Source organism: Campylobacter canis (genome assembly GCF_045504005.1).
Lineage (GTDB): Bacteria > Campylobacterota > Campylobacteria > Campylobacterales > Campylobacteraceae > Campylobacter_A > Campylobacter_A canis.
In genome coordinates, this window is the sequence record NZ_JBJJXH010000009.1 from 26,355 (window position 1) to 44,537 (window position 18,183).

Here is an 18,183-nt window from a genome sequence, read left to right on the forward strand (position 1 = left end):
TTTCCTTTGGGTTATAGCTTAATGCCATTTTCTCTTAAAGCGTCTGCAAAAGCCGCTACAACGCCGTGATACAAATAGCCGTTTCTATCAAATAAAGCCTCTTCTACGCCTTTTGCCTTAAGAGCTTTTGCAAATTCTTTTGCCAAAACTACGGCGCCCTCTTTATTGGCTTTAATGCCTAGCTTTCTTCCGTCAGCCGCTGCAATAGTAGTTGCCGTAACATCTTCGATAGCCTGAACATAAAGCGTTCTATTTGATTTAAAAATAGAAACTCTAGGTTTTGATGCAGTGCCGGAAATTTTAGCTCTAATTCTTCTCTTTCTCTTTATTCTAAGAGCGAGTTTTCTTTTTAATACATTTGCTGTCATTACCTATCCCTTACTTCTTAGATGTTTTACCGGCTTTGCGGATAATGCGCTCTTCAGCATATTTTATGCCCTTGCCTTTGTATGGCTCAGGTGGGCGATATCCTCTAACTTGAGCTGCTATTTGTCCTACAACTTGCTTATCGTCGCCTTTTATAGTGATGACGTTTTTCTCTACGCTTATCTCGACACCTTTTGGTACTTCATGATTTATCGGGTGAGAAAATCCTAAACTTAGCTCAAGCACGTTGCCTTTTGCAGCTGCCTTATAACCAACACCGTTTATCTCAAGCTTGCGAACAAATCCGTCCGTAAGACCTGTAACGATATTGTTAGCTAGCGCTCTGTATGTGCCCCAGTATGCTCTACTTTGTCTATCTTCGCCTTTAGGAGAAAATACGATTGAGCCGTTTTCTACCTTAACATCAACATGACCTTTTGTGTCAAGTTCTTTTGTATTATTGCCTTTTTTAAATTTAAGCAAATTTCCTTCTACGCTGACATCTAATCCGCTTGGAATAGCTATCGGCTGCTTACCTATACGTGACATTTTTTTCCTTTTTACTTGTCTAGGGTATGTCTACTTTATACGAATGGATACCACAATACCATAAAAAGCAGAAACTAAATTCCACCTCGTCCGAATTTGAAATTCGGACTATTAAAAGAGCCGAAACTCTTTTAAACCTTTTTCAATTCTTTGCTATCTCAATTTTGAGATTTGTATCGTAAATTTAGCAAATTTAAAGCTAAATTTTGGAGTTTTTCAAAGTAGGCAATAAACTTAGCCTATTATATAAACTCCATTATAAGGCATCACAAATGATGTCGTAACATCATTTGTGTTCATTACCATACAGTACAAAGAATTTCGCCGCCAACACCCGCTTTATGAGCGTCTTCGTTGCTTAAAACGCCTTTGCTAGTGCTAACGATAATTGTTCCATAACCGTTTTTAAATCTTTTGATCTCGTCTTTGCCTTTATAGACGCGGCGACCAGGCTTTGAAACTCTTTTAAGTTCGTTTATAACGCTATTTCCACGCTCATCATACTTTAAAACAACGTTTATAAATTTCTTTTTATCCTCTTCAACTACATTGTAGCTTTCTATGTAGCCTTTTGCAGCCAAGATCGCCAAAGTCGCTTCAACAACGTTTGAGTGAAGCAGCTTCGTAGTCTCAAGCTTTCTCATAGAGGCGTTTCTGATGCGTGTTAGTCCATCCGATATTAAATCATTCAACATTTTTCTTCCTTACCAGCTTGCTTTTTTAAGACCAGGGATTAGCCCTTCGTTAGCCATTTTTCTTAGGCATACTCGGCAAATTCCAAAATCTTTATAAACAGAGTGCGGGCGTCCGCAAATTTGGCATCTTGTATAACCGCGAACCTTAAATTTAGGAGTGCGAGCTGCCTTTGCTATCATTGATTTTTTTGCCATATTACTTTCCTTTTGCAAACGGCAAACCAAAAAGCTCAAGCAATTTGAATGCCTCTTTGTCGCTATCTGTTGTCGTAACAATTACGATATTCATACCGTGAGTGCGCATAATCTTATCATACTCAACCTCAGGAAACATTAGTTGCTCATCAAGACCAAAGTTATAGTTACCGCGTCCGTCAAAACCATCTTTCGGTAAGCCTCTAAAGTCCTTAACTCTTGGAAGAGCAACGCTTATAAGCTTATCTAAAAACGCATACATTTGCTCTTTTCTAAGAGTCACTTTGATACCCACAGGAAAGCCTTCGCGAACTTTAAAACCGGCAACTGATTTTTTAGCATCGGTTACAACAGCTTTTTGTCCTGCTATAAGCGAGATAGTATCTGCCATATTTTGAAGAAGCTTTTGATCTTTTGCACCTTCGCCGGCACCTACGCTAATTACAATTTTTTCAATTGCAGGTATAAGCATAGGGTTTTTGATATCAAATTCTTTTGCTAAAGCCGGTTTAACAACTTCATTATATTTAACTTTCAATCTACTCATAATTAAGCCTCAACCTTCGCCACGTTTGAAATATCAATTGGCATCTCTTTATTTATAAAGCCACCGTTTGGAGTCTTTTCACTTGGCTTGATAGCCTTTTTGGCTACTTTGCAACCCTCAACGATAACTTGTCCTTTTTTTGCTAATACAGATAAAACTTTTCCTGTTTTACCTTTATCATCACCGGCAATAATCTTTACGGTATCGCCTTTTTTAATCTTAAATTTAATATTAGCCATTATAAAACCTCCGGAGCAAGCGAAACAATTTTCATGAAGTTTGCATATCTAACTTCACGACCGACCGGTCCGAAGATACGAGTTCCGATAGGCTCTCTTTTGTTATCAAGTATTACGGCTGCATTTTCGTCAAATCTAATAAGCGAGCCGTTTTCTCTTTGAACCTCTTTTTTAGTTCTTACGACTACGGCTTTTACGACTTGACCTTTTTTAATTTTGCCGTTTGGAAGCGCCTTTTTAACAGAGCACACGATAACATCGCCAAGCGTTGCATATCTTCTTTTGCTACCGCCTAATACTTTTATACACATTAACTCTTTTGCACCGCTATTATCAGCCACTGCAAGTCTTGTAAAAGATTGTATCATTACTCAACTCCCTTTGCTAATACAGCTTTTAAGCGAAAGCTTTTGCGTGCAGAAAGCGGTCTACACTCAACTGCTATAACGGTATCTCCGGCTTTTGTCTCATTTTTTTCGTCATGAATCATATATTTCTTAAAACGTTTTACAAATTTATGATATCTTGGGTGCATAACACGTCTTTCAACCAAGATTGTGGCTGTTTTATCTCCAGCTTTTTGCAAAACTACACCTTGAATTTCTCTTTTAAATGCCATTTCTCACCCCTTACTTTGAAGCGCTAATTGCAGTATTGATTTGTGCAATCTCTTTTTTAACTGCACGAATCTCGTTAGGGTTGCTTAGCTGCATAGTTTTTAGCTTTTGTCTTAATGTAAATAAAAGCACCTTTTTCTCTTTCAATAACGCGTTTAATTCTGCAACGCTTTTTTCTTTTAACTCAGTATATTTCATTTTCACTCTCTCGCGTTACAATTTTAGTTTTAAACGGCAACTTATGCATAGCAAGCGTAAGTGCCTCACGTGCTAACTCTTCATTAACTCCAGCCATCTCATAAATGATTCTGCCAGGTTTAATGTTCATAACCCACTCTTCAACACCTGCTTTACCTTTACCCATACGAGTTTGTAGAGGTTTTTTAGTTAGTGGCTTATCAGGGAAAACCCTAATCCAAGTTTTCGCTTGTCTTTTAACATGACGAGTCAAAGCAACACGAGCCGCTTCGATTTGGCGAGAATTTATTCTTCCGGCCTCAATAGCCTTTATACCGAATTCTCCCATCGCAAGATCTGTTCCGCGAGTAGCTTTACCGCGGTTACGACCTTTCATCTGTTTACGAAATTTCGTTCTTTTTGGCATCAACATGATTATTTACCTCTTCTTGCTCTGCGTGGTTTTTTTGGAGCTTCGTTATCTTCGGTTTTTTCAGCTTGAACACCTTTTTGAAGAACTTCGCCTTTAAATATCCACACTTTTATACCTATGTTTCCATAAGTTGTATGCGCCTCTGCAAAACCGTAATCAATCTTTGCTCTTAGCGTATGAAGCGGCACGCGACCCTCTAGATACCATTCGGTTCTTGCCATCTCGGCACCACCCAAACGACCTGCAACTGAAATTTTAATACCCTTAGCGCCTGATTTTTGAGCGCCTTGGATTACCTTTTTCATAGCGCGTCTAAATGCGACACGTTTTTCAAGCTGCATTGCAACGTTTTCGGCGGCAAGTTGAGCAGAAGCTTGAGCTTTTCTCTCTTCTTTAATATTTACGTTAACCTCTTTGTTGATCAGCTTTTGGATATCTTCTTTAAGCTTTTCTACATCAGAGCCTTTCTTACCTATTATTATGCCCGGGCGAGCAGCTACAACAGTTACTCTGATCTTCTTAGCCGTTCTTTCGATAAGAATTTGAGAAACTCCAGCATAATATAGTTTTTTCTTTAAAAATGCACGAATTTTATAGTCTTCGCCGATATTTTCTACCAAATTTCCTTTAGCAGGAAACCATCTTGACTCCCAGTTACGGTTAATTCCTAGTCTTAAACCGATCGGATTTACTTTTTGTCCCATATTACGCTTCCTTCTTTTCAGGTTTAGATACTTCTACCAAAATGTGGGCAGTTGGCTTGCGAATTCTGCTTGCGCTTCCTCTTGCTCTTGGTCTAAATCTCTTAAGTACGGGACCTGCATCAACTCTACAAGAGCTAACGATAACTTCCTCAGGTTCAAAACCACCGTTTGCAACGGCAGAACTGATTGCGTTTGCTATAAATTTAGCTCCCTTGTTTGGCATAAAGCTTAGGCTTGCAAGCGCTAGTTCGGCATTCATACCTTGAACCTCTCTTGCTATAAGTCTTGCTTTAGTAGGAGATAGTCTAATAAATTTAATAATAGCTTTACTCATTTATCTCCCCTTATTTGCCGATTTTTTTCTGAACAGAGCCTTTATGACCCTTGAACGTTCTAGTTGGAGCAAATTCGCCAAGTTTATATCCGATGTGGTTTTCAGTTACATACACAGGGATAAAGCTTTTACCGTTATGGACATTAAATGTAAGTCCAATCATTTCAGGTACAATCGTACTGCGTCTTGACCATGTTTTGATCGGCTTGTTGTCGTTTGCTTTCTTAGCAGCAACAACTTTTTTCATTACATGTCCGTCTACGAAAGGACCTTTTTTGAGTGATCTAGCCATCTCTATTTTCCTTTCCTTCTTGAGATAATTAGCTTGTCGCTAGCTTTTTTGCGGCGAGTCTTAGCACCTTTTGTCGGTTTACCCCATGGAGTTACCGGATGACGACCTGAATTTTTCTTGCCTTCACCACCACCGTGCGGGTGATCGACAGGGTTCATAGCAGAACCACGAGTTTGAGGTCTTATACCTCTATGGCGATTTCTACCTGCTTTACCGATAGTTACGTTAGCCCAATCTTCGTTACCGATAACGCCGACGCTTGCCATACACTCTGCTAAAATTTGTCTCATCTCACCACTTGGAAGTCTTAAGATGACATATTTTTCCTCTTTACCCATTAGCTGAGCATATCCGCCGGCAGATCTTGCTATCTGTCCGCCTTTACCAGGCTTAAGCTCGATATTATGAACGATCGTTCCCACAGGGATATTTCTTAGTTTCATAGCGTTGCCGGGTTTTATATCAAGACCGCTCTCGGCAGCTGCAACTACGTCACCTACATTTAGCCCATTTGGTCTAATGATATAGCGTTTCTCACCGTCTTTATAAGCAATAAGCGCTATACGGCAATTTCTGTTTGGATCGTATTCGATCGCTTCAACTTTGCCTTCGATACCAAATTTGCGTCTTTTAAAGTCGATGATTCTATATAGTTTTTTAGCGCCGGCTTGTTTATGTCTTGATGTGATACGACCGTTATTGTTTCTACCGCCTGTTGCAGGTAGTTTTACAAGTAGGCTTCTAACGCTTGGTTTAGCCGTGATATCTTCACTGCTAAGACCTGTCATAAATCTACGGCTCGGTGTATATGGTTTATATGTTTTAATCGCCATCTTACGCCTCCATGCTTTCTAGAGTTGAACCTTCAGGCAACTTAACGTAGAATTTTTTAACTTCACTGCGTTGTCCTGTTTGTCCTTTAAAACGCTTAACTTTGCCTTCCATTCTAAGTGAATTTACGCGAAGCGGCATCACTCCGAAATACTCTTTTAAAATTTCTTTTAGCCTATTTTTAGTCATTTTTGGTGAAGTTTGGATAACTACTACACCATCTTCTTGAAGGCCAAGAGTTTTTTCTGTATATAAAATTGTTTTGATATCAGTTATATCTGCCATTTTAGCCCTCTTTTGTTATAGATTCAAGTGCCGCTTTTTCAATGATAACCGCACTAAATACCGATACTAGATACGCATTTATCTCGCTTGCATCTACCAGATAGCAGTTTGATAAATTTCTAAATGCCAAAAGCGTGTTATCATCAAGCAAATCTTTAACTATCAACGCATCTCTTAAATTTAGGCTATTGATAATTTTTGCCGCATCTTTTGTCTTTCCGCTGTCAATGCTGATGCTATCAACTGCGAAAATTTTGCCCTCGTTAGCCTTTTGTGCCAATGCGCACTCAAGAGCTAATCTCTTTTGTTTTTTATTAACTTTTTGGAAATAATTTCTATTGTTTAATGGACCAAAAGATACTGCACCGCCAACCCATACGTTAGTTCTAGTTGAACCTGCACGAGCGCCGCCACGACCTTTTTGTCTCCAAGGCTTCTTGCCTCCACCGCTTACAAAAGCACGAGTCTTAGTGTGAGCCGTATTTGCGCGGATACCTGCAAGGTAAGATTTAACATATAGATAAAGGTTGTGTGGATTTACCTCTGCATAGTTTGCAGGAAGATCCAAATCTCCAGCCTTTTCAAATTTCTCGTTTAATACGCAAACTTTACTCATTTTACTATCCTTACTCTACCCATTGCACCGTTGTGTCCAGGAACTGAGCCTTTTAAAACTAAAATTCCGTTTTCGCTGTCAAAACTTACAACTTCGTTTTTAACAGTTACTTTCACATCGCCCATATGTCCTGCCATTTTCATACCAGGTTGAACACGTCCCGGCCATTCGCAGTTACCGATTGATCCGTGGCGTCTGTGGAAACGTGAACCGTGACTTTTAGGTCCGCCGCCAAATCCGTGTCTTTTAACAACGCCTTGATAACCTCTACCCTTTGAATCAAAGCTAACTTTTATGATTGCCGCTGAACTTAACGGACTTACGTCAAGATCGCCTGCTTCGCTATTTGCAACTGTTAAAGTAGCAAATTTATTATATTCAGCCGAAAGATTATATTTCTTTTGTTGGCCTGCTATAGCTTTATTCTTCGCTTTGCCTTTTGCATAAGCAACGATTGCGCGGTTATTTTCACCCACTTCGCAAACTTTAGTTTCTACAAGTTTTAGAAGTGTAACCGGCGTACTAGGAACCGAAATCGTCCTACTCATGCCTATTTTTTCTACGATATATTCCATTATCTAACCTTTCGCCTGATTACTTGCCCATCGCACGAACTTCGACATTAACTTCAGGAGCCAAGTCAAGTTTTGTAAGCGAATCGACTGTGTCAGGTGTAGCTGCTACGATGTCAAGCATACGTGCATGAATTCTCATCTCAAACTGCTCGCGTGAGTCTTTGTTGACGTGTGGTGATTTTAAGACTGTGTAGCGTTTGATTTTAGTAGGCATTGGCACTGGACCTCTTACGTCAGCACCAGTTCTTTTGACAGCTTCTACGATTGCTGCAACTGTGCGGTCTAGAACTCTATGGTCATAAGCTTTGAGCTTAAGCCTGATTCTTTCCATTTGATTTCCTTTAAAATAGAACTTGTCGCAAACATACGACCTTTTATGACTTACATAAAAGACTGAGATTTTACTAAAATGAGCTTTTAAAGTCAATGTTTCAAGCTGTTTTAGTAAGAATTTGTAAAATTTATTTCCTTTTCATAAGGAAATATTTTAATACAACATCGCTATTTTTATTCAAAATTTTTAAAATTTGATATTTAATTTTAAATTTTTCCTTATTAAAAGGAAAAATGTTATAATTCTTTCAAATTTTAAAAGGCTAAATTTGAAAGAACTGCTATCGCTTTACAACACTCCTTTAAAATCCATCAAATTTATAGATAGAAAATTTAGCATTACTTCGCCAAACACTCTCATCATAGGAAGCGATGGAAGCGGTAAAACTTCACTTGCAATCGATCATCTAAAGCAGTTTAAAAACGAAGAAATTTTATATATAAACTTGCAGGATATAAGGATAAGCGAGGCCAAAATTTTAGATGATTTAGAGCTATTCTTGAAAGACAACAATACGATAAAAGCCCTTGTAATCGAAGGTATAACCTTGCCGGAGCATATCGTGGCGATGGATAAAATTTCAAATTTGAACTTACAAAACATAATCATAACAACCGAACTAAAAAACATAAATTTAAGCGGATTTAAAAAGCTAAATTTAAGCGGTTTGGATTATGAAGAATTTATCGCATTTTTTCCTAAAAATTTAGACCAAGATCAGCTATTTAGCCATTTCGTAACCCACGGCAATAACCTAAATTCAGTCTTTCTTGATCAAAGTGAAGTTATAGAAAATCTCCAAAGTAGGCTTAAAAGCAAGCTTGGTGAGGTAGAGATAAATTTACTAAAAGAGTGTGCTGCTTTTCAAGGAGCGAATTTAAGCGCTTATGAGCTATATAAAAATCTAAAAACACGCTCTAAAATATCAAAAGATCGCGTTTATGCAGGACTTGTGGATCTGGAAAACAGGGGTTTTATAAACCTCATAGCCAAATTTGACCAACCAACTGCGGCAAAAAAACTTTACTTTAATGATTTTGCCATGCGAAATGCGCTAAGCCTGAAAAAAGATTTTGCAAAGCTTTTTTCAAATATGGTCTTTTGCGAACTTTTTAAATTTAAAGAGGAAATTTTTTATACTAAAGATTTTGATTTTTTCCTTTCTAAAAGGAAACTTGCCATACTTTGCATACCGTTTAGCGATAGTGATCTGATATTTCTGAAATTCAAAAAACTGCATGCAAATTTGAAAGCTCTTGGAGTAAATAAACTTCAAGTTATCAGTGTGGCAAATCAAGCAGATCTTAGTATAGAAGGCATCAAGTGTGAAATTCTGCCTTTTTCGCGTTGGGCGCTTAGTTTTTAACTAGAATTTAGGAGAGTATATGAGAGTAATTTTGACGTTTTTTGTTGCTGTTTTGCTTAGCTTTGGATACGAGATAAATCATGAAAATTGGGGCAAATTTTATAAATTTACGGGGACGGCGGATGAGGAAAAATTTGAGCTTTATCTAAACTCGTTTTATAGCGAATTTGAAAATTTTAAGAGCGAAAAAGGCTTTGAACTCCCTGCTAAAATTTACGGACATCTCTTTTTTAAAGGAGAAAAATTTGAGTTTTCAAAGGGCAAGATAGAAAAAACGGATGATAATATAACCGCTTTAAACGCGCTTTCCGACTGGCTAAATTTAGATGTAAAGCTTGATGAAAATGGCAAATTAAGCGGCAAGCTAGCCATAAAAGGCAAAGCACATAAAGCCACTATAACTAAGGAGTTAAGCTATGAAATTTTAACTCTCGGCTTGCAAATAACAAATAACCAAAACACAAGGTTTGAGGGAATAGTTAGTGATTTTTTCTCAGCCGATTTTGTTACAAAAAACAAAAACAATCTAAAAGAAAAACTAGAAAATTTTAAACAGGAATTTAAAGACAGCGAGCAAAATTTATTTAAAAATGACATTTTAACGCTTGAGTTCATCAACGAAATTTTTAAAACTACTTGCAGAAATCTCGGTAAAGACGGCAAAATTTGCAACTCAAAATTTTTAAAAACAGACAAAAATATCTCGGCTCAAGATGTTTTTATAAATTTGGATGATGAAAATTTAAAAGCTATTTTTGAAAGTAAAGAGATAAAAATGGATGAAAATTTTATGCTTTCTCCTGTCGGAATTACTTTTGAAAGCTCAAATAAAATCATCTCAATTGAGGAGATAAAGCCTTTTATGAAGCATAAATTCGGGCTTTTTAATGAGTAAGATGAATAAAATTTGCGGCATTGATGAGGCCGGCAGAGGAGCGCTGGCGGGTCCTTTAGTCGTAGCTGCTTGTGTCCTACATAGCGAAATTTCAGGGCTTAACGACTCTAAAAAACTAAGCGCAAAAAGACGCAAAGAGCTTTTTCATGAGATAGCCTTAAATTCGCAATTTTTAATCGCATATTTTTCAAATCGCCAAATAGATGAATTTGGGCTTAGCGAGTGTTTAAGGCGAGCTTTAAATCTTTTTAAAAGTCATTTTGTAAGCTACGAGCTACTTTATGACGGCAACGCAAACTACGGCACCGGCATCAAAACGATGATAAAGGCTGATGGCAAAATCGCCGAAGTAAGCGCGGCAAGTATCTTAGCCAAAGTAAGCAGAGATGAACTAATGAGCGCATGGAGCAAAATTTATCCTGATTACGGATACGCCTCTCACAAGGGTTACGGCACAAAGGCGCACCTTGAGGCAATTAAAAATTTGGGCGAATGTGAGCTAACTCGAAAAAGCTTTATAGTTAAAGCGTTTCAGCCCACACTTTTTTAAGACTGAACTTTGAAAAATACTATAAATTTTTCAGTATTTTAGTAACAACCTTGTAGAAATTTAACAGTTTTCATAAAATTTCATTCAAAAATACTTGATTTTGATAAAAAACCATAATTTTTAGATACAATCAACTCATGAAAGCACTACTTTTTCCTATAGCAGCGATAGTTTTATCGTTTATTGCTTATACTTTTCCGACCGGTTTTGTAGCTATCAAAGGCTACATCGTTCCGCTTCTTGTTGTTATCATGCTTGGCATGGGCATCACGCTTAGTATTGATGATTTTAAACAAATTTTGCACAAGAAAAAAGCTCTGGGGCTTGGAATTTTTATCCAATTTCTCATCATGCCGCTTGCTGCTTTTTTGATCTCAAAAGCGTTTGGATTTAGCAACGAAATCACCGCGGGTATGATGCTAGTAGGCACTAGTGCGGGAGGGACGGCCTCAAACGTCATGACCTACTTAGCCAAGGGCGATGTCGCTTTAAGCGTTAGTATGACGCTATTTTCCACTCTGCTTTCAATAGTATTAATGCCGTTTCTAACGTGGCTTTACATCGGACAAGAAGTCCCGGTACCTGCTATGAGTATGCTTTTAAATTTGGTTAAAATTATGCTTGTGCCGATAGTTGTGGGCGTGCTTTTAAATACTTTTTTTCATAAATTCGTTAAAAAGATCCTTCCTGCGCTTCCTATCATATCCATGGCGGCCATCATCACAATCATAGCGATCGTAGTGGCGCTAAACGTGAAAAATATACAAACCGTAGGCGCACTAGTAGCGCTTGGCGTAGTCCTTCATAACGGCTCGGGGCTATTTTGCGGATACTTTTTATCGAAACTCTTTGGCTTTGATGAAAAGACGGCAAGAACCGTCGCTATTGAAGTCGGTATGCAAAATTCAGGCTTAAGCGTCGCGCTTGCCGTTAAGTATTTTGGCTCGCTTGCTGCGCTTCCCGGCGCATTATTTAGCGTATGGCATAACTTATCTGGATCTATTTTGGCAGGAATTTGGAGCTCAAAGAGTAAAAGCGAAGCTTAAATTTACTACTTGACTATCGTCATTTTAGCTTGAGTTGCAAAACTCTAAATTTAGCCTTTCCGTAAGAGTATGATAGCTGCAATTATCAACGCAAATCCGACTATATCAATAAATACAAACTCGCTTCCAAGCCAAAAAGTCGCAAACAAAGCCGCCGAAACCGGCTCGATAGCAGATATCACGCTAGCCTTGCCGCCGCCTAAAATTTTAACCCCTTGCATATAAAGACTAAAGGCAAAGATAGTGCCAAAAACCACGACACCGCAAAGAGCCAAAAATCCGCTAAAGTCGCTTATGCCTTTAAGCTGCCAAGGCTTAGCGTATAAGCTTAGAATAATGCCGCCTATAACCATCGCCCATGCGAGTATAAGCGTAACAGGATAGCTTCTCATCAGCCGCCGAGGCGAGAGAGTGTAGATGACGATAGTGCAAGCTGATATTATCCCTATGATAAGTGTCTTTACCGGGATAACGAGGCTTGTAAAATTTCCATGAGTGGCAAGCAAAAACACTCCGAAAATCGCACAAAATACGCTTATACTTTCCTTTTTGTAAGGAAATCTTTTTTCTTCAATACAAAGTACAAATAGCACCAAAACAGGCGCAAGATACTGTAAAATAGTAGCAATTGCGGCATTTGAAAGTTCGATAGTAACAAAATATGTATATTGGCACGCCATAATGCCAAATAGCGCGTAAAACAGCAGATCGGTTATATTTCGCCTTTGCTTAAAAATACTAAATACAAATTTACCGCTTTTTGCATATAAAATCACAAGCATTATCACGCCTGAAAGCAGCAAACGAAGCGATGTAAGATACTCCGCGCTTATGCCTTTTCGCTCGAAAAGATACTGTCCGCAAGCTCCTGAAAATCCCCAGAAAATCCCGCCAAGAAGAGTTAAAGCTATGCCGAAATTTTGACTATTTTTATCCATGGCGAGATTATAACTAAAAAGCCGATTTTAATGAATGATTATAAAACGGCTAAAGAGAATTTACTTGTGCTTTTAAAATTTAATCAATGAAATTTTATTAAAAAGCCGAATTTATCTTTTTAAAATCGCGTAGGCTCTAAGAGGAGCCGCATCGGCATTTGCTATCTTTAAAGGAGCGGCGGAGAAGAAAAAACTCTTGTTTTCTAAAATTTGTAAATTTATTAGGCATTCGATGATCTGAATTCCTCTTTTAAAAGCCTCTTTGTGCCTTAAATTTGTTCCATAAGCATCGATTGTAGATAAATTTGTAGCAACGGTTTTAAAGCCATTTTGTTGAGCTAAATTTAAAAAATCATCGTCTAAAAACGGCGAATTTATGAAAAAATCTTGCTTATTTTTAAACTCACAATGCACGTTTAAAAGTAAAATTTTAGCATTTTGCGGATTTGGCGGCATTTTAAATTTGATAGCTTCGTTTAAATTTGCTTTTACTCCAACACAAACGCCTTCGCCGACAAAACACTCAAGAGAGGCTTGCTCGCTCTTTACTCCTTTGATATCGCAATGCATGGCAAAATCGGTATGAGAGCCTGTATGAAGGGACATAGACAAATTTCCCGTGCAAAATCCGCCGTCTGAAATTTGCTCTAGCAAAAACGCAGCGTCACCTGGATAAATTTGAGTTTTAGAGCTTAAAATAGGACTTAAGTCGATAATTTGCAAATTTTGCCTTTTGAAATTTTAAGAAGTGTAGCTAAAATTTCTTAAAATTTAAAAGAGGGAATTTTGGCTTTGAAATTTTATCCCAAAGCCAAAATTTGTTTCACTTAAGCGGGATTAATGTCCGCAACCGCAGCCACAACCGCCGCTTGATTTGATAGCTTCAAAAACAGCGTCATAGTTTGGCTCATCTGCTATTTCAGGTACAATTTGCTTGTGAATGATAACTCCGTCTTTCACGACAAAAACCGCGCGAGCAAGCAAGCCTTTAAGCGCTCCTTCATCTATCAAAACGCCGTATTTTTCGCCAAATTCCTTAGCTCTAAAGTCGCTTCCCACGCGTAAATTCTCTATGCCTTCAGTAGAGCAAAATCTACCCATAGCAAATGGAAGGTCAAGTGAGATAACGCTTAGTTTTATAGCGTTTTTACCTGCCATTTTTTGGTTAAATTTGCGAGTTTCTGTCGCGCAAACTCCCGTATCAAGCGAAGGAACGGTAACTAAAATTTCGATTTTACCGCTATTGCCTCCTACTTTAAACTCGCTTAAATCATTTCCCGTAAGAGTAACTTCAGGAGCGCTTTGTCCTACAAATACCTCATCGCCTCTTAAATTTACGGGCGAACCTTTGAAATTTACTTTTGCCATTTTTATCCTTTTGAACTGAAATATAACGCAAATATTACTATATTTTTACAAACAATTAACCCCAAACGGCTACAATTATAAATAAACAAGGAGTAAATATGAGCGAAAAAGAGATCTTAGAAAAATTACAAGAAAAGCGCACTAAATGTGTGGTTTATACTCGCGTTATGGGATATCACAGACCAGTTGAGAGCTTTAATCTTGGCAAAAAAGGCGAACACAAAGAGCGAGTGAAATTTTGTGAGCGTGCAGAGTAAGCCGCTTCACTCCATTACCCCATTTACTACTCTTGACTTTCCCGACAAAACCGCTTGCATAGCGTGGTTTACAGGATGTAATATGCGCTGTGCTTACTGCTACAATACAGCCGTAGTGCTTGGCGAAGGGTTTGTCGGAGAAGATGAATTTTTGCATTTCTTAGATAAACGCATCGGCAAACTAAGCGGAGTTGTGTTTAGTGGCGGAGAATGCACTATAAACGGTAGCTTTTTGCCTCTCGCAAGAGAGGTTAAAAAGCGCGGGTTTTTACTTAAAGTTGATACTAACGGCTCGAATTTAAAAGCTTTAAAAGCGGCTTTAAGCGAAAATTTGATCGATTATATCGCACTTGATTTTAAAGCTCCTAGAGATAAATTTCAAGAGGTTACAAAGTCAAATTTATATGAGAATTTCATCCAAACGCTTGATTTTTTAATTCTGATAAATTTTAAATTCGAAGTTCGCACGACCGTGCATGCGGATTTGCTTTGTGAAGATGATATTACAAATATGAGCAAAACACTGCATAATCACGGATACAATGGAGTTTATTATCTGCAAAAATTTCTAAACACCAGTGAAAATTTCGGAAATTTAACCGCTTCAAAAAATGATTTTGATATCAAAAAAATAGATTCTACCATAAAGATAGAGCTTAGAAATTTCGCTTGATGAAATAAACTCTATGGATAAATATGCAAATTTCCGCCAAAAGATTTATTTGCCGCCGATATGCTCTCTTATCTCAAGATAAGTTATGATATCCTTAAGCTCGGGCGTGTCGTTTAAAGCTTCTATTTTGACGTTGTATTCGCCTTTTGCAAGTTTTATCGTTATAAGTCTTTTGCTTCTTGCCATACTTCCGTTTGGAGCCTGAAAAGTCGAGTCGTTACCATAAGTAGAAAGATCAAAATCCTCATTGATATCGCTTGCTTTTTGGATTATATAATTTGCAAAATTCACATCATCTCCTCTTGCATACTCCCACTCGCTATCGCTATTTTTAGCAGGCTTTTTAATAGGCGTTACAACTAGCTTTAGCATTATTTTAGCGCCCGTGCAAACTTTTTTGTCTTCATCTGTTTTGCCGGTTGGCACATAAGAGTTATCGTCAATATTTCTTGCATACATACCTGCAAGCTTGTCTATAGAGTATTTCGTGCAAAGCCACTGATCAAATTTATCGCTTGTATATCCCGGGAAATTAGCTTCACCGTCTTTATGCTCTTTTGCCTGTATATCGCGGTCTTGAGCGTACACAAAGCCAAATCTATAAAATTTCTCCTCATTTACGGTTAATTTAGTTTCAAAAAAATTTCCTATCATCGACATATCAACTACTTCATAAATGTCGTTTTTTGGGTCTTTAACATCAACTTCATTTGCCAAAACAGATACCGCGATCATAAAAGATAAAATTAAATTTTTCATATTTCCTCTTTATTATTTACTCACCGAGTAGTTTTTAACCTCGTAAAGCAAGAAATCATAAACTCTTTGCTGTATCAAAGTCTCTTCCTCATTTCCCGTCATAAGCCGTCTTAAGTGCTCAAAATCTATCTTTGAAGCATACCTTTTATGCGTTTTAATGGCTTGATCTATGCTTAAAAGAAGTGCATCAAGCGTCATATGATCTTTGCGTTTGACCTTGGCTACATACTCTTTGGTAGTTTGGATTAAAACTGCTCGGCGATTTTCGTCATCGGAGTAAATTTCGCCTGAAATTTCATATAAAATCGCAAAATCATCTTCATCAGGATCAAGTCTAGCGCCTATAATAGCAGCAAAAATTTTCGCACGAAATTCTAAAGATCTATGATGATATACAAAAAATTCTCTAAAAAACGACAAAAATTTAGATTTTATCCCGACTCCCATAAAATGCCTCAATTAGTTTTAAGTTATACTTTAGTAAAATTGCACTCGCCTCTTCTTAGACCTGTGCAATGCCTCTTTTGAGCACCGCTTCAGGGTGGGAACACAGCAGAGCACTTGAATTTGGTGTGTGCCGCAGTCATCTGAGAAGGGGTTTTAAAATTCCATTCTTCAGATTATCGCACAAATTTTTAAATTTTTACTTGCAAAAGAGAAAAATGCTCTTTAAATTCCTCGCAAATTTTAGCAAAATTCACACCATCCACGCTTGGCTTATTCTTAAAAAAACTATCCATATTGTTAAAGCCGTCAATCAGCTCTTTTGACTTCACGCCGTAGCTTATAGAAATCCCCGCCTCGATAAATGCCGCAAGCTTATCGCAGTGTTTAAGCGCCTTACCGTCGATTGCGCTGAATTTATCTTCGTTTACATTTTCCATCGTACCTTCGTGATAGGCAGGCTTTTTCTCGCAAATTCTATTTTCAAACTCGTTTTTTACGAATTTTCCGTTTTGCTCTCTAATACCTAAAATATAGCTGAACTCATCTCTAAAGCTATCAGGCACGAAAGGTAAAATTCGCTCGTCAATGAGTCTCATCTCATACTCCGTTATGATCTCGTTTAATCCTTCAACTCCGTATTTCACAGGGCTTATGATGTCCCTTGTAAGGCTTTCTGGAAGGTCGTGAAAAAGAGCGCAAAAAAAGTTATTTTCAAGCCTTTTTGCACAAGCTTTAACTTCAAGAGAATAAAAATAACTCAAAATCGCAACCACAAGCATATGCCCAAGTACGGCGGTTTCGGGAATTCGCGGAGTTTGAGCCCAGCGCTTTTGAAAGCGAAGCCTTCCGCTTAGATCCACAAGCTTGGCTAACTTTTGATTCATCACTATTTTTCGCACGCCGATTAGCTCGTAATAGTCCTCAAGCTCCTCTTCAACCTTGCTTTTTAGCTCTTCTATATCGCTTAAAAACTGACTTGTCTGATATACGATAGAAAATTCCCAGCGAGTTGCAAGATAGCTTGCCGCCTTTAAGATAAGGCGCTCTTTGGCATGCTTTTTATCTTTTTTAAGCAGATAATTTCTAAGACGTTCTAAAAATTTGCCTCCGTCGATGTCGCGAACCAAATTTTCAAGTATATTTAGAACCCAGCCGTTTATCTGCTCACTCTTTTGCTTTTGTATCTGATGAAATACGTCAGGGCGAATATCAGTAACCACTACTCGCGCAAAAAACTCGAAAATTCCCGCTTCAATGATATAGTTCATATCAACATCGCGTTCTAGTTTTGCTATGAAATAAGCGATTATGAATTTATGAGCCTGCTTATCAAGTTCGACTAAATTCGTCATCTTCGGATAGTCGTTCCAGCGCGATATGGAGGCGGCTTTAAAGATATGCTCGATCAAATTTGCATTTATCATCATTTATCTTTTTTAACAACTCTTGCACGTTTTTCGCCTAGAAATTCAGGCTTTTTAAAACCTTCTTTTTTCGTTCCTCTCTTATCGCTGCTTCTTGAAGCGCTTTTAACTCTGGAACCTTTATCATCTTTGCTTCTATCGCGACTACCGTCTCTTTTGCTATCTCGTTTAGAAAAATCCTTAAAATCAGATCTTTTTTCTCTTTCAAAAGCAACTTCGGCAGTCTTTACAGGCTCAGGTAAAGCTTCTTTTAAAACACTTTCGGAGCAAATCTCAATAACGGTATGAACGTTGCCGCGTGGGTTAAAGTCGCCTATAATCTTCATCCATTTTGGTTCAAGCTTTCTTTCAAGCACGGAATAAATTTCGTTTATGCTGTCTTCGTGGCTTATATTTCTGTTCATAAAGCTATTTATATAAAGCTTGATCGCCTTTAATTCGACAACAAATTTTCCCGGAATATACTCAAGATAAATCGTCGCAAAATCAGGATAACCGCTCCTTGGGCAAAGACAACAAAACTCAGGCAAAGTAATCTTAATCTTATAATCTCTGTTTTGTTTATTTTCCCAAATTTCAAGATCACGCTCGACATCAAATTCCTTTAAAATTTTCTCACCGTATTTCATCTGCTCTTGCAAATTAACTTCATTAACTTCTTGCATACTTTT

Annotated in this window: 31 protein-coding genes and 1 other RNA gene; 7 read left to right on the plus strand and 25 right to left on the minus strand. The window is 37.8% G+C overall.

Annotation, left to right across the window (positions count from 1 at the left end):
- Positions 1 to 11: 11 nt before the first annotated feature.
- From rplR to rpsJ, 18 genes are all read right to left on the minus strand, one after another.
- Positions 12 to 368: a 50S ribosomal protein L18 gene (gene rplR / locus ACHJH3_RS09080; RefSeq protein WP_172197032.1), complete on the minus strand. Its 357-nt coding sequence runs from the start codon at positions 366 to 368 to the stop codon at positions 12 to 14.
- 10 nt (positions 369 to 378) lie between these two features.
- A complete protein-coding gene (rplF, locus tag ACHJH3_RS09085; protein WP_172197029.1) occupies positions 379 to 915 on the minus strand; it encodes a 50S ribosomal protein L6 in 537 nt (178 codons plus the stop codon).
- A 299-nt stretch (positions 916 to 1,214) separates the two neighbouring features.
- A complete protein-coding gene (gene rpsH, locus ACHJH3_RS09090) occupies positions 1,215 to 1,610 on the minus strand; it encodes a 30S ribosomal protein S8 (RefSeq protein ID WP_169941740.1) in 396 nt (131 codons plus the stop codon).
- A gap of 9 nt (positions 1,611 to 1,619) precedes the next feature.
- Positions 1,620 to 1,805: a type Z 30S ribosomal protein S14 gene (locus tag ACHJH3_RS09095; protein WP_169941742.1), complete on the minus strand. Its 186-nt coding sequence runs from the start codon at positions 1,803 to 1,805 to the stop codon at positions 1,620 to 1,622.
- A gap of 1 nt (position 1,806) precedes the next feature.
- A complete protein-coding gene (gene rplE / locus ACHJH3_RS09100) occupies positions 1,807 to 2,352 on the minus strand; it encodes a 50S ribosomal protein L5 (RefSeq protein ID WP_407064545.1) in 546 nt (181 codons plus the stop codon).
- A gap of 2 nt (positions 2,353 to 2,354) precedes the next feature.
- The gene (gene rplX, locus ACHJH3_RS09105) at positions 2,355 to 2,591 is read right to left on the minus strand and encodes a 50S ribosomal protein L24 (RefSeq protein WP_169941746.1); all 237 of its coding nucleotides are present in this window, start codon (positions 2,589 to 2,591) and stop codon (positions 2,355 to 2,357) included.
- Entirely contained in the window at positions 2,591 to 2,959 is a 369-nt protein-coding gene (gene rplN / locus ACHJH3_RS09110; RefSeq protein ID WP_169941748.1) for a 50S ribosomal protein L14, read from the minus strand. Before rplN ends, rplX begins: the two co-directional genes overlap by 1 nt.
- Complete coding sequence (gene rpsQ / locus ACHJH3_RS09115; protein ID WP_169941750.1) at positions 2,959 to 3,210, minus strand: 30S ribosomal protein S17; 252 nt, start codon at positions 3,208 to 3,210, stop codon at positions 2,959 to 2,961. The genes rplN and rpsQ overlap by 1 nt, the downstream gene beginning before the upstream one ends.
- A 10-nt stretch (positions 3,211 to 3,220) precedes the next feature.
- Positions 3,221 to 3,406 (minus strand): 50S ribosomal protein L29, encoded by a 186-nt coding sequence (gene rpmC, locus ACHJH3_RS09120; RefSeq protein ID WP_169941752.1) that lies wholly within the window; start codon positions 3,404 to 3,406, stop codon positions 3,221 to 3,223.
- Entirely contained in the window at positions 3,393 to 3,818 is a 426-nt protein-coding gene (gene rplP, locus ACHJH3_RS09125; protein ID WP_169941754.1) for a 50S ribosomal protein L16, read from the minus strand. The genes rpmC and rplP overlap by 14 nt, the downstream gene beginning before the upstream one ends.
- Positions 3,819 to 3,820: 2 nt before the next feature.
- Positions 3,821 to 4,522 carry a 30S ribosomal protein S3 gene (gene rpsC / locus ACHJH3_RS09130; RefSeq protein ID WP_170019533.1) on the minus strand — a complete coding sequence of 234 codons (702 nt, stop codon included), beginning with the start codon at positions 4,520 to 4,522 and terminating at the stop codon, positions 3,821 to 3,823.
- A gap of 1 nt (position 4,523) precedes the next feature.
- Positions 4,524 to 4,856 (minus strand): 50S ribosomal protein L22, encoded by a 333-nt coding sequence (gene rplV, locus ACHJH3_RS09135; protein ID WP_169941758.1) that lies wholly within the window; start codon positions 4,854 to 4,856, stop codon positions 4,524 to 4,526.
- A 10-nt stretch (positions 4,857 to 4,866) separates the two neighbouring features.
- Positions 4,867 to 5,148, minus strand: coding sequence for a 30S ribosomal protein S19 (gene rpsS / locus ACHJH3_RS09140; protein WP_169941760.1), 282 nt, complete (start codon positions 5,146 to 5,148; stop codon positions 4,867 to 4,869).
- Between the two features lie 2 nt (positions 5,149 to 5,150).
- Entirely contained in the window at positions 5,151 to 5,981 is an 831-nt protein-coding gene (rplB, locus tag ACHJH3_RS09145) for a 50S ribosomal protein L2 (RefSeq protein ID WP_169941762.1), read from the minus strand.
- A 1-nt stretch (position 5,982) separates the two neighbouring features.
- Positions 5,983 to 6,264: a 50S ribosomal protein L23 gene (locus tag ACHJH3_RS09150; protein ID WP_169941764.1), complete on the minus strand. Its 282-nt coding sequence runs from the start codon at positions 6,262 to 6,264 to the stop codon at positions 5,983 to 5,985.
- A gap of 1 nt (position 6,265) precedes the next feature.
- Entirely contained in the window at positions 6,266 to 6,880 is a 615-nt protein-coding gene (rplD, locus tag ACHJH3_RS09155; protein WP_169941766.1) for a 50S ribosomal protein L4, read from the minus strand.
- Entirely contained in the window at positions 6,877 to 7,455 is a 579-nt protein-coding gene (gene rplC / locus ACHJH3_RS09160) for a 50S ribosomal protein L3 (RefSeq protein WP_169941768.1), read from the minus strand. Before rplC ends, rplD begins: the two co-directional genes overlap by 4 nt.
- Before the next feature lie 19 nt (positions 7,456 to 7,474).
- Entirely contained in the window at positions 7,475 to 7,786 is a 312-nt protein-coding gene (rpsJ, locus tag ACHJH3_RS09165) for a 30S ribosomal protein S10 (protein WP_002847957.1), read from the minus strand.
- Between the two features lie 271 nt (positions 7,787 to 8,057).
- On the opposite strand from rpsJ, the gene ACHJH3_RS09170 reads away from it, so the two are divergent.
- The 4 genes from ACHJH3_RS09170 (at position 8,058) to ACHJH3_RS09185 (ending at position 11,646) form a co-directional block, all read left to right on the plus strand.
- Positions 8,058 to 9,155 carry an ATP-binding protein gene (locus ACHJH3_RS09170; protein ID WP_407064546.1) on the plus strand — a complete coding sequence of 366 codons (1,098 nt, stop codon included), beginning with the start codon at positions 8,058 to 8,060 and terminating at the stop codon, positions 9,153 to 9,155.
- Positions 9,156 to 9,174: 19 nt separating this feature from the next.
- Complete coding sequence (locus ACHJH3_RS09175) at positions 9,175 to 10,050, plus strand: hypothetical protein (protein WP_407064547.1); 876 nt, start codon at positions 9,175 to 9,177, stop codon at positions 10,048 to 10,050.
- Between the two features lies 1 nt (position 10,051).
- A complete protein-coding gene (locus tag ACHJH3_RS09180; RefSeq protein ID WP_407064590.1) occupies positions 10,052 to 10,600 on the plus strand; it encodes a ribonuclease HII in 549 nt (182 codons plus the stop codon).
- A 137-nt stretch (positions 10,601 to 10,737) separates the two neighbouring features.
- Positions 10,738 to 11,646 (plus strand): bile acid:sodium symporter family protein, encoded by a 909-nt coding sequence (locus ACHJH3_RS09185; protein ID WP_407064548.1) that lies wholly within the window; start codon positions 10,738 to 10,740, stop codon positions 11,644 to 11,646.
- A gap of 50 nt (positions 11,647 to 11,696) precedes the next feature.
- Here the strand turns inward: ACHJH3_RS09185 and ACHJH3_RS09190 are convergent, their stop codons facing one another.
- The 3 genes from ACHJH3_RS09190 to tpx all read right to left on the minus strand — a co-directional run bounded on the left by ACHJH3_RS09190 (position 11,697) and on the right by tpx (position 13,952).
- Positions 11,697 to 12,584 carry an EamA family transporter gene (locus tag ACHJH3_RS09190; RefSeq protein WP_407064549.1) on the minus strand — a complete coding sequence of 296 codons (888 nt, stop codon included), beginning with the start codon at positions 12,582 to 12,584 and terminating at the stop codon, positions 11,697 to 11,699.
- 111 nt (positions 12,585 to 12,695) lie between these two features.
- The gene (locus ACHJH3_RS09195; RefSeq protein WP_407064550.1) at positions 12,696 to 13,307 is read right to left on the minus strand and encodes a cyclase family protein; all 612 of its coding nucleotides are present in this window, start codon (positions 13,305 to 13,307) and stop codon (positions 12,696 to 12,698) included.
- A 114-nt stretch (positions 13,308 to 13,421) separates the two neighbouring features.
- Complete coding sequence (tpx, locus tag ACHJH3_RS09200) at positions 13,422 to 13,952, minus strand: thiol peroxidase (protein ID WP_407064551.1); 531 nt, start codon at positions 13,950 to 13,952, stop codon at positions 13,422 to 13,424.
- Positions 13,953 to 14,050: 98 nt separating this feature from the next.
- Here tpx and nrdD point away from each other — a divergent pair, with 98 nt between their 5' ends.
- Together nrdD and ACHJH3_RS09210 are read left to right on the plus strand one after the other, a co-directional pair.
- Positions 14,051 to 14,209 (plus strand): anaerobic ribonucleoside-triphosphate reductase, encoded by a 159-nt coding sequence (nrdD, locus tag ACHJH3_RS09205; RefSeq protein WP_169941782.1) that lies wholly within the window; start codon positions 14,051 to 14,053, stop codon positions 14,207 to 14,209.
- On the plus strand, positions 14,193 to 14,882 hold the full coding sequence (locus ACHJH3_RS09210) for an anaerobic ribonucleoside-triphosphate reductase activating protein (RefSeq protein ID WP_407064552.1): 690 nt from the start codon (positions 14,193 to 14,195) through the stop codon (positions 14,880 to 14,882). The genes nrdD and ACHJH3_RS09210 overlap by 17 nt, the downstream gene beginning before the upstream one ends.
- Positions 14,883 to 14,927: 45 nt before the next feature.
- Here ACHJH3_RS09210 and ACHJH3_RS09215 read toward each other — a convergent pair whose 3' ends face one another.
- Both ACHJH3_RS09215 and ACHJH3_RS09220 read right to left on the minus strand, forming a co-directional pair.
- Positions 14,928 to 15,641 carry a hypothetical protein gene (locus tag ACHJH3_RS09215; protein WP_407064553.1) on the minus strand — a complete coding sequence of 238 codons (714 nt, stop codon included), beginning with the start codon at positions 15,639 to 15,641 and terminating at the stop codon, positions 14,928 to 14,930.
- Positions 15,642 to 15,653: 12 nt separating this feature from the next.
- Positions 15,654 to 16,088 carry a hypothetical protein gene (locus ACHJH3_RS09220; protein ID WP_407064554.1) on the minus strand — a complete coding sequence of 145 codons (435 nt, stop codon included), beginning with the start codon at positions 16,086 to 16,088 and terminating at the stop codon, positions 15,654 to 15,656.
- 52 nt (positions 16,089 to 16,140) lie between these two features.
- On the opposite strand from ACHJH3_RS09220, the gene ffs reads away from it, so the two are divergent.
- Positions 16,141 to 16,238, plus strand: an RNA gene (gene ffs, locus ACHJH3_RS09225) — signal recognition particle sRNA small type.
- Positions 16,239 to 16,276: 38 nt separating this feature from the next.
- Here the strand turns inward: ffs and ACHJH3_RS09230 are convergent.
- Entirely contained in the window at positions 16,277 to 17,512 is a 1,236-nt protein-coding gene (locus ACHJH3_RS09230) for an HD domain-containing protein (RefSeq protein ID WP_407064555.1), read from the minus strand.
- On the minus strand, positions 17,512 to 18,177 hold the full coding sequence (gene queF / locus ACHJH3_RS09235; RefSeq protein ID WP_407064556.1) for a preQ(1) synthase: 666 nt from the start codon (positions 18,175 to 18,177) through the stop codon (positions 17,512 to 17,514). The genes ACHJH3_RS09230 and queF overlap by 1 nt, the downstream gene beginning before the upstream one ends.
- Between the last annotated feature and the right edge of the window lie 6 nt (positions 18,178 to 18,183).